We start from the raw sequence: 15,034 nt of genomic DNA on the forward strand, positions 1-15,034 counted from the left end.
TAAATATTATAGTAGATAGAAAGAAGGAGTTTGATTATGAATATTATATTGTCAACGTTAAACGCAAAATATATCCATACTAATCTGGCCATACGTTGCTTGAAGGCATTTGCAATGCCTGAGTACAATTCGGTTATTGCAGAATATACCATTAAAGATCCTACAATGAATATTGTATCAGATTTATATCAAAAAAATCCGGACATTGTTGGATTTAGTCTTTATATATGGAACATCGAAGAAACCATTAAAGTGATACGCATGTTAAAAAAGGTCAAACCTGATGTGAAAATTATCGCAGGCGGACCTGAGGTGACCTATGATTATGATTATTGGCTGGAGCGTGTTCCCGAAATTGATGTCATCGCCATTGGTGAAGGAGAAAGAACTTTTAAACATCTAATGGATGTCTTTGCTGGAAAAGACGAAATAACCGCAGTCCAGGGTATTGCTTATAGACAAAATGAGCAGCTGAAAATCACGGCACCCGGTCCAAAACTGGACTTGCGCGAACTCCCTTCACCTTTCAAGTTCAACGAGGACATATCTGACCTTGGTAAAAGAATGACCTATATAGAAACGAGCCGAGGATGTCCTTTTTCTTGTCAATTTTGTCTATCATCCATTGAAGTAGGTGTCCGCTATTTTAACCGCGAGTCGATTAAGGATGACATACGCTATTTGATGGAACATGGTGCTAAAACAATAAAGTTTGTCGACCGCACGTTCAATATTAGCAGAAGCTATGCAATGGATATATTTCAATTTTTGATTGATGAACATAAACCGGGTACCGTCTTTCAGTTTGAAATTACGGGCGACATCATGCGTCCCGAAGTTATTGATTTTCTCAATGAAAACGCACCCGCAGGACTATTCAGATTCGAAATTGGCGTTCAGTCCACTAATGATTTAACAAACGAGTTAGTACAACGGCGACAAAACTTCGAAAAACTTTCACGAACAGTCAATATGGTGAAAGCGGGTGGAAAAATCGAACAGCATCTGGACTTAATCGCCGGACTGCCTGAGGAAGATTATCAATCTTTCCGCAACACCTTCAATGAAGTTTTCGCCATGCGTCCAGAGGAATTGCAACTCGGGTTCCTTAAACTGCTACGTGGAACCGGATTGCGTATCCAAGCCGAACAGTTTGGCTACGACTTTATCGATGAAGCACCCTATGAGATCTTTTCAAATAACGTATTGACGTTCGATGATATCTTACGTATCAAACAAACCGAGGACGTCCTTGAGAAATATTGGAACGACAACCGTTTACCAAGAACAGTCGAATATGTTGTCTCTGAAGTCTTCGAAACACCATTCGACTTCTTCCAACAGTTCGGATCCTATTGGGAGAATCGGGGCTGGTCAAGAATTGGACATCAATTGGAGGATTTATTCATTCGATTGCATGATTTCCTTATGGAAGATGGCAGTGCAGACATGGATATCGCACGAAGTCTTCTAAAAATGGACTACCTTGCTCATCATAAGTTCCAACCGCGAAAAATATGGTGGCAAGATGATATGCCGATTGAGGAACGATCTTCCATTGAACAACTCCTTCTAGAAAACCCTGCTTTACTAGGAGATTCGTTTAGTTCTTTAGGCTTGAATGCAAGAAATATACGAAAACAAACTTTCATCACACCTATAGCAGTCCAACCTGAAGACGTTGAAATTGGTGTTGTCCAGAATGCTACTGGATATCTCATAACTGTCTTCAGACATGATGATACACCGCTACTCATGTTTTTAGAAAAGTCACTGGTCCATTGAATAAAGGCTGCCCCATCTTGATATGGGACAGCCTTTTTTTCTTACACTGTGGGAAGCTAATTTGATGTTTTTTTTGCTTTTAACGCTTTTATTTTCATCCGATAATGACCCGTTCTTTCGGGAACTGATAATGCAAACTTTTCGTTTTTCCTCCTAATGTGTAGAGGAACGATATAAGCCCTACTCGTCCGATGAACATAAGAATCATAATAATCCCTTTCCCAACTACAGAGAGATCCGACGTAATCCCTAGCGACATTCCACACGTTCCAAATGCAGAGGTTATTTCAAACAACAAAGCAACAACTGGGACGCCTGGTTCTGTAATTAGCAGTATAAGAAGTGCTGTCATAACCATTGCCAATGCTAAAATAATTACAGCAAATGAACGGAAGATATCGATTAGTTTAATTTGCCGATGAAAGACATTAATGACCTGATTTCCACGTGCAAAGTTGATGAGAAACAGGAGTGCAACCGCGAATGTCGTTGTGCGGATTCCACCACCTACGGAACTCGGTGATGCGCCGATGAACATCAACGAACTGATGAAAATATCGGTCGCTTCACTGAATTTCGTTATATCATACGTTGTCATTCCCCCGGATCTCGATGACACTGAATGGAATAACGCGGTAAATAATTTCTCATGCCACGCCATCCCTTTGAATGAGTGTACAGATTCCAATATGAAAATCATTAACGCACCAAAAACGAGCAAAATGCCAAATGTCATCGTCGTTATCTTGGTAAACAATGAAAAACGGAAATGAGGAACTTTTTTAGAGAAGTAGCTTTTGATTTCCATAAGAACAGGAAATCCGATTGCACCTAGTATTATCAAAATCATCGTCAATGATTGAATGAAGTAATCATTGAAATACCCTGTTAACGAAGTTCCTGTTATATCAAAACCAGCATTTGTGGTTGCTGAAACAGACATAAACATGCCGTTTAAAAACGCTTCGCTGAACGAATCATAATAACGCATGATATACATTGTAAAAATGAGTCCGCCAATAATTTCAATTAAAATTATTATTTTCACAATTTCCCTTATGAGATGAACGAGTCCGGCTAGGTTGTATTGATTATGTTCAACCATAATCAGCTGTCTTTCACGCAAACCTATCTTTTTTTTGACGAGGAGCCAAAAAAACGTGCCTATCGACATAATTCCTATTCCACCAATTTGCAAAACCAACATTAGCATACAAATCCCGAAAACTGAATATGTATCAGCAATACTGATGGTTGTCAGTCCAGTAACACTTACTGCACTGACGGCGGTAAACAAACTATCAATAAAACTCACCTTTACGCCAGGCAAATAAACGCCAGGAAGATTCAGAAGTAATAATGAGAATGCAATGGCCAGAAAATAATAAAACACAATAACTTGGGCAGGTGTGAACCTGCGTAAATTCTCGCGATTGAATTTCACACTTATCACCGTTCCTTTCACCATTGTAGAGGTGTCGTATCTATTTTAGAGAAGTTGCACAAAAAAAGAAAGAACGAACTTTATATAAACAAAAAAAACAGCCGTGCAATTGCACGGCTGCCCCTAAACTTAAGCCTTTTTCTTATTACTTCGAACCCCGGCCAAGTAACCAAAAACTGCAATTCCAACGAGGACAATCCAGAACGTTGTTTTCCACAATGTTGAATGTGGGAAGCTTTCAGCAAGGATACCCACGCCTGGATGCGCCAATGTAAGAACAAGTAATTTGACACCGACCCATCCAACGATAAGAAATGCTGCTGTTTCTAATGAAGGGAATTTTTCTAACAGAGTAACGAATTGACGTGCTGCAAATCGCATGATGACTAACCCGATAAGTCCACCTAATAGCATAACAGTGAACTGTCCACCATTAATACCACCAACTTGGAAGTTCCCAAGCTCAGGCAACGTTACAGCAAGTGCAACCGCCGCGAGCATTGAATCAAGTGCAAATGCAATATCCGCAAGTTCAACTTTCACAACCGTCATCCAGAAACCGGATTTTTTGCGTACTTTCGCATCGGGATGTGGATCTTCATCTTTTCGCTGATCAATAAGGCTTTTAATCGAGATGAATAAAAGATATGCTGCTCCAAGTGCTTGAATTTGCCAATAGTTCACAAGGATTGTAATCATGAACAATGCTGCAAAACGGAAGACAAATGCACCAAATAACCCGTAGAAGAGTGCTTTCTTTTGTTGTTCGCGTGGTAAGTGCTTAACCATAACTGCCATAACAACCGCGTTATCTGCTGCTAGTAATCCTTCTAATACGATAAGTACAACGAGTACCCATGCGTATTCCAATAATATTGCGTCCAAATCGATTCCTCCTAATTTTTCACGAATAAAAAAGACCCTCACCTAATAAAAGGCAAAGGTCTCGCTAAGTCGGAATTTTAGTCTTGTAAAAATCCAGCTATCATAACCGATGGCGCAAGCCACGTATTGACGACTATGAAATAGGTTTCCCTATAGCTACTCCCCCTTGACAAAAAGTCAAAAGTTATTAAGTTCGGGTGCTTTTGATTTATTATAGCATAGTTCGACTAAAAGTAAATTTTAAATCACCCAATCTTTATATGAAAATCATTATTTTTCTTATTCTTTTCATAAAATGCTGTCATAGAGGGAATCGACTCTAGAAAATCTGCGCAATTTATACCACTGCCATCCAGGAGCCTCTCTGCAACCGCTGTATCGAATGTTGCATTCCACATCATATAATCAAGGGTTTCTGCTTCGACGCCCAAGCTTTTTTGTAATCGGATTGATGAAAGGCCTTTTTTAGCTACGATTCGAGGTAATCTCCCTTTTGGCTTTTTCCCTGTCAGTTCGACAACCATCGCACAGTAAATTTCCTCGATTGGGTGAGGAGCCGGATCCGTTAAGTGAACAGTTTGCCCCACCACTTCCTTAAGATTTGATAAATACACTGCTCCCTCAATAATATAATCAATGGGTACTACATTAATGCATGCATCAGTTTTTCCTACATATGGAATCATTGGCATCCAACGCAATCTGTCTATCATATTCATAAAAAAGTAGGGCCCGTCAAATTTGACAGTCACGCCTGTTTTGGAATGGCCTCGCACAATGCCTGGACGAATGATTGTTACTGCTACATCCTTCTTTAATTCCTCTACAAGCAGCTCCGCTTCAAACTTTGTTTCTTCGTAATGATTTTTAAAAGAAATCGGGCGAATCAGTTCTGTTTCGAGTAACATCCCTTCACGTTTACCTGCGACATACGCTGTACTGAAGTAAATAAAGCGCTCAATCGAAGGATGATTTCGAACGAATTGATTCACTTGAATTGTCCCCTCAACATTGACTTCCCAAGCGACTTCTTCCTTCACAGCCAGATCGTATATTGCAGCAAGATGCCATATCGTTAATGTATCTTGCGCCAAATCGGCAATTATTTGCGGTTCCATTCCTAGTGCCGGTTTCGTAATATCACCTACAAGAATTTTAAATGGAATAACCACATCCATTTCATTCATAATTGAAGTTGCTATTTCTCGAGCACGTTCGGCCTGGCTGGTATGGACGACGGCAATTACTTTTTCTACATTCCCCAAACGTACTAATTCTTTGATCAATTGCGTAGCTATGAATCCTGGAAATCCTGTAAAAAAATGTGTTCGCATTCTATGAGCCCCCTTTTATTTTATTAGTATAGCATTGAGTAAAAATAATTGGAGGAATAGTCTGACAAGTAATTATGATAGCGGTAAATGCGTTCATGTCCAACATTCCTAGTTCGCGTTTATTGCCTCAAAAAAATGCCTCCTTCGAAAAGGAGACATTTCCATTATTTCTTTTCTACCGCTCGTTTTCTCGTTTGTCGATCAAATAGGCTGTAGATGATGGGTACAACATATAGCGTCAGCAATGTCGAGCTCAGTAAACCACCAATTACTACAATTCCCATCGGTTGGTTCATTTCGGTCCCTTCGCCTATACCTAGTGCCAGTGGCAGCAGGCCAAGAATGGTCGTTAGTGCAGTCATTAGGATTGGTCTAACCCGGTCCCTGACAGAAACAACGATAGCATCATATGAGCTTAGCCCCGCTTCTTTTCGCTGATTAATATATTCAACAAGGACAATCCCATTATTAACGACAATCCCGACAAGAACGAGTATACCAATAACCGCTGTTACACTAATTGGCGTATTCGTCAAAAACAATCCAAGTCCTACACCAATAATCATAAGTGGTACGGAGAACATAATCACAAATGGATACTTAAATGATTCAAATTGTGCCGCCATTACAATATAAACGAGGACAACAGCTAGCAGGATTGCCATAATCATATCATCAATGGCACCTTCAAATAACTCCCTGTCACCGCCGAATGAAACATCAATCTCTTCAGGTAACTTAAGGGTATCAATCGTATTATTTACTTTTTCAGTCATATCCCCAAGCGACTGGGACGATATATATTTCACATTGAATGTAACAGAGTGCGCCTGGTCGACTCGCTGTATGGAAACAGGTCCTTCTGCAATCTTAATTTTAGCAACTTCACCTAGCGACACAAAAGTTCCAGCTGGCGTTCGCATTTTTATATTTTTCAACCGTTCTATGCTATTACGGAATTTCTTGTCGTATCTAACATAGACACCGTAAACTTCTTCGTTTTCCCCAATAATTTGGGTTGCTAATGAACCACGCGTAACGTCGTTCACCGTTTGTGCAATTTGATAAGGTGCTAATCCTTTTTCAGATGCTTTATCTGGGTTCACTTCGATTTGAATCTCTTCCACGGTATCTTGAAGATTATTTGTTACTTCAGTTATCGAGTCGAGGTCGGCCAATTTACGATTCAACTTCAATACTGCATCATTGAGTCGTTCTTCATTTGTATCTTTCAATGAAAATGTCAATGTGTTCGGACTTGAGCCCGCGGCGGTCTGCAAGTTAAAGCTAACTTTCGCATCATCACCGATTTCCTTCAATACCTCAGGCTGTACATCATCGACGAATTCGAAAACAGAACGTTCACGATCTGCGAGAGGTAACAGTTTTACAGATATTTCTGCACGATCTGCTTTTGATGTGCCTTGAGCTATATCCTGTTGCGTTCCGCCAACCAGACTGACATATACCTCTACGTCACTTTCCTTTTTCAATTGTGTTTCGATTCGCTTCACAACTTCATCCGTCGCAGTTGCAGATGAACCATTCGGCAGCTTCACCGAAACACTTACAAATCCTTCATCTGTTGAAGGCAGGAATTCTGTTCCGACTTTGGTCAAGGCTAAAACGCTTAGTAGTAGAACGACTACTGTAAATACCAGAACAACAGAACGATATTTCAACGACCATTTTACCGAGCGTTCAAAGTTGTTCAATTTTTTAGATCGACGTCTTCTCGCTTCCATGTCGGCCTTCGGTTTCTTGAGTAAACGACTTGCCATCATTGGTACAACTGTTAAAGCAACAATGAGCGATGCAAATAAGCTAAAGGAAATTGTTAAAGCGAATTCAGTAAATATCTGTCCGATCAAACCACTGATGAAAACAACCGGTACAAATACAGCTAACGTCGTTAAAGTCGACGCTATAATCGCACCGCCAATTTCCTTCGTCCCTTCAGATGCAGCCTGCTTTGGCGTTTTCCCCATAGTGAGGTGCCGTTCAATGTTTTCAATAACGATAATCGCATTATCGACGAGCATTCCGATGCCTAACGCAAGTGCACCCAGTGTCATTATATTTAGAGAGAAGTTCGCAAAATACATGAGAACGAAAGTGACAATGACTGAATATGGAATTGCAATTCCAATAATAATTGGACTCTTGATGCCTCGAAGGAAAAAGAATAAAACGAGCATCGCAAAAATACCGCCTAGTATTAGAGATTGGCCAATATTTCCGATGGCAAGTTTCACATAATCTCCTTGGTCAAACAAAATATCTGACTCGACTCCATTGAATTCTTCTTTCTCCAAAAGCTTGTCAAGCGCTGTTTTAAAAGCTGTAGATACTTCCGCAGTATTTGCACCTGATTCTTGCAATACGGACATTAAAACTGCCTGCTGATCATTTGCACGGGTTTCTGTTCCGGTCTCAGACTCTACAAGTGCTACGTCCGCCACATCGGCTATTTTTATCTTTTTGCCACTGAGTGGATTTGTTCCTACTGTGACGCCACGGATATCCGAAATGGACGTGAGCGTGCTGACAATACGTGTTGTCAATAACTTTCCGTCTCTAGTCTCGATTGGTTCACCCGGCATCGATACATTATTTGCCTGGATCATTTGCACGATACCTGCTTGGTCAAGTCCATTTGCCACAATTTTGTTCTGATCTAGAATAATTTGGACTTCTTCCATAAGTTGACCTGAAACAGAAACACTCGCTACTCCTTTTGTTCTCCTTAATTCTGTTTCCAACTGTTCGGCAATCTTTCGGACATCAATGTCTTCCGTAGTAGCATGCAAAGACAATTGAATTACCGGAAACTGGGCCGGGTCAAACTTCATGAATCTGGGTTTATTTGCCCCGTCAGGAACCGGAACTTGATCGACCCGCTGCATGATATCGAGTTGGACTTCATCAATGTTCGTCGACCAGTCAAACATGAGTAGGATGAAATTTGCCCCTTCCTGGGAAGTAGACTGCATTGATTTCAAACCAGGTGAAGTTGAAAGACTTGCTTCAAGCGGTTTAGTTAATTTCTCGCTCACTTCAGCCGGAGATGCGCCTGGATAACTAGAAACTACGACTGCAATTGGCGGGTTCAATTCCGGAATTAGTGTTACTGGAATGCGAAAAAATGACACAGCTCCGAGAATGATGATTAGAAACATTGTCACAATTGTAAATACAGGCCTTTTAATAGAAAAGTCACTGATTTTCATTTACATTTCCCTCTTCCTAAATAACTCTTTACTTTAATCATAGTTAAAGATGGACACTACTTCAAACGAGAGCAACTATCCTCTTCTCTTTAATCATCAAAAGGTCGAACCTCTAGGTACCCGAGGTCTTGAACTAGAAACGCTCAATTTCAACTTATCGTTTCCTATCCATAAAAAAAACCGACAAAACGGAAAGACCGTCCTGCCGGATTAGCGGATTATAATAGACTATATAACTCAATATCTGGATACTTATCGTGGAACCACCGCATCGCAAAGTCGTTTTCAAACAGGAATACTAATTTATCGTGGCGGTCTTTTACGAGCATTGCACGTTGACCCGCCATTGATTCTTTGACTTCACTTTCATTAACAATCCAGCGCGCAACTTTTGAACCGACGTGCTCCATACGTACCTCGACATTATACTCATTCTTCATCCGATGCTCGAATACTTCGAATTGAAGCTGACCAACTGCCCCTAAAAGTACATCCTCGGTGTGGAGCGTCCGGTAATATTGAATTGCCCCTTCTTGCACAAGCTGGAGAATCCCTTTATGGAAATGCTTGGACTTCATGACGTTTTTTGCGGTTACCCGTACGAAAAGCTCCGGTGTAAATTGTGGAAGCGCATCAAAAATGAAGTTGGATTTACCGCCAATTACTGTATCCCCGATTTGGTAGTTACCTGTATCATGGAGCCCAATAATATCTCCGGCAACTGCTTCATCCACAATTTCACGATCATCTGCAAGAAACTGTGTTGTCTGTGTAAGTTTGAATGTCCTCGAAATTCGCGGAACTGTTACGTTCATTCCACGTTCGAATTTACCTGAAACAATACGGACGAATGCGATACGGTCTCGGTGCATTGGGTTCATATTCGCTTGAATCTTAAAGATAAACCCTGAAAACTCCTCTGAATACGGATCGATTTCTGTTTTATCTTTTGTTATTCGCGGTTGTGGAGGCGGTGAAAATTGTAAAAATGTTTCTAAAAATGTTTGCACACCGAAATTTGTAAGTGCGCTGCCAAAAAATACTGGCGTTAATTCGCCAATTGCAATTTTCTCTTCATCGAAATCATTTCCTGCTTCATTTAACAGAAGGACATCTTCGATTGCTTGCTTGTAATACGAAGTTTCCATCATCGGATGCGGTTCTACGAGGCCACCCTCGTCATTTATAGCAAGGAAACGGTTTTCATCGTTGACACGAACCTGTTCAATACGCTGATTAAAACGATCATAGATACCTAGGAACTCTTTGCCCATCCCAATTGGCCAGTTCATGGCGTAAGACTGTATGCCAAGAACTTCTTCCAACTCTTCCATTAATTCAAGCGGTTCTTTCCCTAAGCGGTCCATTTTGTTGATAAATGTAAAAATCGGAATTCCACGCATACGACATACTTTGAATAGTTTAATCGTCTGCGGCTCAATTCCTTTCGCCGAGTCGACCATCATAACCGCTGCATCAACTGCCATAAGCGTACGGTAAGTATCTTCACTGAAATCCTCGTGCCCGGGTGTATCCAAAATATTAACGCGCTTTCCATCATAATCGAATTGCATAACTGATGAAGTGACCGAAATCCCACGCTGTTTTTCAATTTCCATCCAGTCAGATGTTGCAAATTTACCAGATTTTTTCCCTTTTACTGTTCCAGCATCACGAATTGCGCCGCCAAAATAGAGAAGTTTTTCTGTAATTGTCGTTTTCCCGGCATCCGGGTGAGAAATGATTGCAAAGGTACGACGAGACGCAATTTCTTCATTTATAGGTTTGTCCATTATATAGCATCTCCTTCTGTTCTGCTTTTCTTAGCATAAGTTTATCATAGTGTAAACCGCGGTAGATCATTTGAATAAATGCCGTTGCATCCAGGTCTAGAGGCATTCAACAAAAAACCAGTGTATTAAAGTTTATTATACCGTTTCCTGGATCAATTACGCCTCGGCGTAATTGCGTCCATATTTTGAATCGAGCTTGCTCGATTAACTCCTTTCAAAATCTGTGACATCCGCCGGAGGCTTTATCTTTGTTCAGCGGGCGTTTGGACACCCGCTGAACAGGAAAAAAACCGCATTCATCTCCCACCTATGGAGGTGAGAGTCTTCTGCTGAATAAAGATAAAAGGTTTAAACTGGCCCGCACTCAAAAATACACAAAATAAAACGACCTTTCCGTAATTGGATTGGTCGTTTTATTCCTCCATCACCACGATACTATTACTTTTGATTTTAACATCATCGCCATTGGCACGCAATCATAAATGTCTTGTTTCCCCATCCGCGCGTCTTCCTTAGTCGTATTTCTTTTGTTTAAAAACCAACAAATCTATAACCACTTTCATAATCAGTCAACTTCGGTTAGCTTCGGGCCTTGTGCATTCGTTATTTTTAAATTTAGTGGTTTCCGTATTGCCGTCACTTTCATCGACTTTTTTATACCAGCTTAATTCTGCTAAATGTTCTCGAAACAACAGCGACATAGCGTGCTTCTCAGCGCTCTGATCTATCACTTCGTAGCCACTCCTTTACTGCTCTGATTTCCTACCATTGCAAAGTAAATAGATATTAGCTCTTCCGTCCTGTTGCGCAGCCGCATGTTCATGTAGCGTCTTTTGTCTTCATAGCCACCATGGAAAAAGGCATACTCAGTAAACGTGTCGTCTTTCTCTTGTTTAATTAAATTTAAATGTTCACTTCGGGCATAGAGATTCGTTTCTTTTAATTCGGCTCGGACGATATTTAGTGCACTTTCAATAATTTCTACATAAGGCTTTTTCAATTTAAATGAGCCTCTTTCAATTCTAGCTCGGTCTCTCTCTAAAATTGTTATAACCATTGGTAAGTAAATCATATTTTCAAAATGCGGTAATGCATCTGATGGAATAAACGCCATTAGATTACCCTACTCTCTTTACGAATGATAGGAACAAGTGCCAGTACATTATCAATAATAAAAGTACGTTTGGATCCTCGAAGATGACAATAGGCTCGGAAGGATACCTCACCAACCTGTAGGACTTTGATTCTTCGCTTACTGATTGAACCATCTTTAGCCATGTACATCATATCCAGTGACTCGTTGTACTCCATTGACTTCAATAATTGACCACGCACATTCGTTCCCCCTTTTCATTCATTATAAAGAATGTACGTTCGCTTTACAAGCAAATAAAAAGCATCTTGTGAGAGATGTTTTTTAGTTACGATCACTATTTATATGAACGATCTTTAAGAAACGTTCAATTTTAGATAAAAAAATAACGCCGAAGCGTTTAATGATATAACTATTAATAGTTCAATACGCTACGCCAGATGGGTATGAAACATAATCACAAGAAAAGAGATGACAACTTTAAATTTCATATCTTTAATTTTCATATTACCACATCCTATTCCTAGAGTATTGGTACAATTAAAGATTAACACGCTTTTATTAAGCTATTTTTAATTGAGCGTAAATGTTTTGTAAATATTCTCAAAGCCGCCTATCACTTTTCTATTGCTTAAACAAAAAGAACGCCCGGATGGACGTTCCAATGAGATGGTAGTGCAAAAAAAGTTCCTAAAGTCAGGACCAAGCTAACTTTCAATTAATTAATAAATAACCCTGTACCAAACTTCTTTTCCGCTTCTTCTAGCGCGATTTCTGCATCTGAATGCGGATATTTTATAGAGCCGATAATTTGAAAGTCCTCATGCCCTTTTCCTGCAAATATGATGATGTCTTCAGAATTTGCGACTGAAACTGCGTGGCGCACAGCAGTTGGTCGATCACCGATACATGCATACTGCTTATGCAGCATGCCAGCTTCCAATTCAGACAGGATTGACTCGTACGGCTCATCTCTCGGATCGTCAGTCGTTAAGACAACATAATCAGCAACAGATGCTTTTTCCGCCATGATTGGACGTTTTATCCGATCGCGGTTGCCTCCTGTCCCTATGACGAAGATAAGACGGCTTCCTTCCTTCTTATATGGGAGGACTGCAGCAATCGCTTTTTCAATCGCATCCGGCGAATGTGCGTAGTCGACATACATCGTTAACGGCAATTGTGTCGGTACTTGTTCCATCCTACCTTTGACGGCTGAAATCTTCCCTAGGTAATTTAGGATATCCTCTATAACCATTCCTTTAGCGTATAAAGCAGCAATTACAGCCAATGCATTGTAGACGCTGAATTCGCCTATCAAATTCATAGCAACCCGGAACTCCCCATCAGGTGAAGTTAGCTTAAATACCGTTCCGTTTGCTGCAAGCTCGATATCCGATCCACGAAATACTGCTTCATTTTGAATGCCATATGTAAAGGCTGGGTAAGAAGTCATTTCCAGTAGCTTATTGGACCATTCGTCATCCGCGTTAATGACTGCAAATTTTCGTTTTTCCATGTCTTGTCCTAGTTGTGAAAACAATAAACCTTTTGCATAACCGTAGTGATCCATCGTGCCATGGAAATCGAGATGGTCATGCGTTAGGTTTGTGAAAACAGCAATATCGAATTCCGTTCCTGCTAAACGACCTTCTACTAGTCCGTGTGAGGAAACTTCCATCGTCATTGTTGTACAGCCTTCTTCCACTGCACGGGCAATCATTCCTTGTGTCGTCAGTACGTCTGCTGTTGTATTTTCAGTTTCATATAGTGTTCCATTCAACTCAAAGCCGATTGTTCCAGAAACTGCTGAACCTTCACCTGCTTGCTGGAGTATTGCTTGTATGATGCCGCTCACGCTAGTCTTTCCGTTCGTCCCTGTTACACCAATCATCGTCAGCCGTTTTGAAGGATAGCCGTAAAACCGTGGTGCCAACAAACTGATAGCCCGTGATGTATTTTCAACCATGACGCAAGCAACTTTAGTCAAATCGACGTTGACGGGTTTCGAAGCAACGATAACGCGTGCTCCATTTTCAATGGCTTTATCCACAAACTTATGACCATCCACCGTGAACCCTTCGATACAGATGAAAACCCCTCCCGCACTTACCGAACGTGAATCTACCGCAATATCCGTCACAGTTGGTGGGAGTGTCCCTGTTATTTGTTTAATAGGTAAGATTGATAGTAAATTTTTTGTATTCATAAAAACCCTCCATTTAATCTATCATTGCTGAAGTCACGTATGCTCGTAGCAACTGCGCAGACGCTTTCAGTGAATCGGTATGTGTCCGTTCTAAAGCATGAGATGATTCGATTCCTGGACCGAATAACGCATGCTTAACGTCGAATCCCGCACGAATTGCAGCAGACGCGTCTGATCCGTAATACGGGTAAATATCGAGTTTGAACGGAATATCCCCTACTTTACACAAGTTCGATAAGTGTTGTGTCAATGCATAATGATACGGTCCGCTTGAATCTTTCGCACAAATTGAAACCGTATATTCATCTGAAGTTTGACCGTCTCCAATTGCGCCCATATCGACCGCTATGTACTCAACCGTTTCTTCTGGAATATTAGAGTTTCCGCCATAGCCGATTTCTTCATTATTGGAAATATAAAAATGCGTCGTATGCGGAAGTTGTACTTTTTCTTCTTTTAATGAACGAATCAATCCAAGCAAGAGAGCTGTACTCGCTTTGTCGTCAAGATGACGTGATTTAATGAATCCACTTACTGTCGTTTCAAAACGCGGGTCAAATGAAACAAAATCGCCAACTTCGATACCCAGTGCACGTGTTCCATCTGCTTTCGTCACTTTTTCATCTATACGTATTTCGATATTATCTGCGCTTCGTTCAGCTGTTCCGGCATTTTTATACACATGCACAGTGGTTTGGTGCATTAGAATCGTTCCCCGTACTTCTTTCCCTGAAGCTGTATGGATGAGACAATATTCCCCTTCCACTGCATTCCATTTGAATCCGCCAATCATATCCAGTTTCAAACGACCATCGCTTTTAATTTCTTTAACCATTGCGCCAAGCGTGTCCGTATGTGCTGTGAGCAGGCGATGACGTGAAGTATTAGAACCTTCAATCGTTGCGATAATAGCTCCTTTATTTGTCTTCTTGTAGGATACCCCGATATCGCTCAGTTCTTGCTCAATTAGCTCCATCACTTTTTGTGTATATCCCGATGGACTAGGTGTTTCAACAAGTCTTTTAAGTAGCGTAACAATCTGTTTTTCATCAAATACAGTTTGCATTTTCAAGTCCCCTTTCTTCCCCTTCAAAAGTAGTCGGCTTTTCGAAGTTTTGAATCATGTATTTTAAGTATAATGTAGATTTACCGAGGTGCCTAATGGAATACTTTTGTTCTTACTTTTCTCAATTCATAGTACCATTCATAGTCAATAGCTAACATTTGATTGTTGCCGTTTCTCACACCTTAAAGAATAGAA

At 40.6% G+C, this 15,034-nt stretch carries 10 protein-coding genes; 1 reads left to right on the plus strand and 9 read right to left on the minus strand.

Annotated elements, in window-relative coordinates:
- Nucleotides 1–36: 36 nt before the first annotated feature.
- Nucleotides 37–1,785 carry a B12-binding domain-containing radical SAM protein gene (locus AC25Y5_RS05800; RefSeq protein ID WP_488139494.1) on the plus strand — a complete coding sequence of 583 codons (1,749 nt, stop codon included), beginning with the start codon at nt 37–39 and terminating at the stop codon, nt 1,783–1,785.
- Between the two features lie 94 nt (nt 1,786–1,879).
- On the opposite strand, the gene AC25Y5_RS05805 is transcribed toward AC25Y5_RS05800, so the two are convergent.
- The 9 genes from AC25Y5_RS05805 to AC25Y5_RS05845 form a co-directional block, all read right to left on the minus strand.
- Entirely contained in the window at nt 1,880–3,229 is a 1,350-nt protein-coding gene (locus tag AC25Y5_RS05805; RefSeq protein WP_488139564.1) for a TrkH family potassium uptake protein, read from the minus strand.
- Nucleotides 3,230–3,358: 129 nt separating this feature from the next.
- On the minus strand, nt 3,359–4,114 hold the full coding sequence (locus AC25Y5_RS05810) for a TerC family protein (protein WP_488139495.1): 756 nt from the start codon (nt 4,112–4,114) through the stop codon (nt 3,359–3,361).
- A 245-nt stretch (nt 4,115–4,359) separates the two neighbouring features.
- Nucleotides 4,360–5,448, minus strand: coding sequence for an SDR family oxidoreductase (locus tag AC25Y5_RS05815; protein WP_488139496.1), 1,089 nt, complete (start codon nt 5,446–5,448; stop codon nt 4,360–4,362).
- Nucleotides 5,449–5,612: 164 nt separating this feature from the next.
- Nucleotides 5,613–8,678 carry an efflux RND transporter permease subunit gene (locus AC25Y5_RS05820; RefSeq protein ID WP_488139497.1) on the minus strand — a complete coding sequence of 1,022 codons (3,066 nt, stop codon included), beginning with the start codon at nt 8,676–8,678 and terminating at the stop codon, nt 5,613–5,615.
- Nucleotides 8,679–8,896: 218 nt separating this feature from the next.
- Nucleotides 8,897–10,471, minus strand: a complete 1,575-nt coding sequence (locus tag AC25Y5_RS05825) for a peptide chain release factor 3 (RefSeq protein WP_488139498.1) — start codon at nt 10,469–10,471, stop codon at nt 8,897–8,899.
- A 727-nt stretch (nt 10,472–11,198) separates the two neighbouring features.
- Nucleotides 11,199–11,585, minus strand: a complete 387-nt coding sequence (locus AC25Y5_RS05830; RefSeq protein ID WP_488139499.1) for a YhjD family protein — start codon at nt 11,583–11,585, stop codon at nt 11,199–11,201.
- A complete protein-coding gene (locus tag AC25Y5_RS05835; protein WP_488139500.1) occupies nt 11,585–11,806 on the minus strand; it encodes a transcriptional regulator in 222 nt (73 codons plus the stop codon). Before AC25Y5_RS05835 ends, AC25Y5_RS05830 begins: the two co-directional genes overlap by 1 nt.
- A 476-nt stretch (nt 11,807–12,282) precedes the next feature.
- Nucleotides 12,283–13,773, minus strand: coding sequence for a UDP-N-acetylmuramoyl-L-alanyl-D-glutamate--2,6-diaminopimelate ligase (locus tag AC25Y5_RS05840; protein WP_488139501.1), 1,491 nt, complete (start codon nt 13,771–13,773; stop codon nt 12,283–12,285).
- 13 nt (nt 13,774–13,786) lie between these two features.
- Nucleotides 13,787–14,839, minus strand: coding sequence for a M42 family metallopeptidase (locus tag AC25Y5_RS05845; protein WP_488139502.1), 1,053 nt, complete (start codon nt 14,837–14,839; stop codon nt 13,787–13,789).
- Between the last annotated feature and the right edge of the window lie 195 nt (nt 14,840–15,034).

Source organism: Sporosarcina sp. Y1011, from assembly GCF_057669885.1.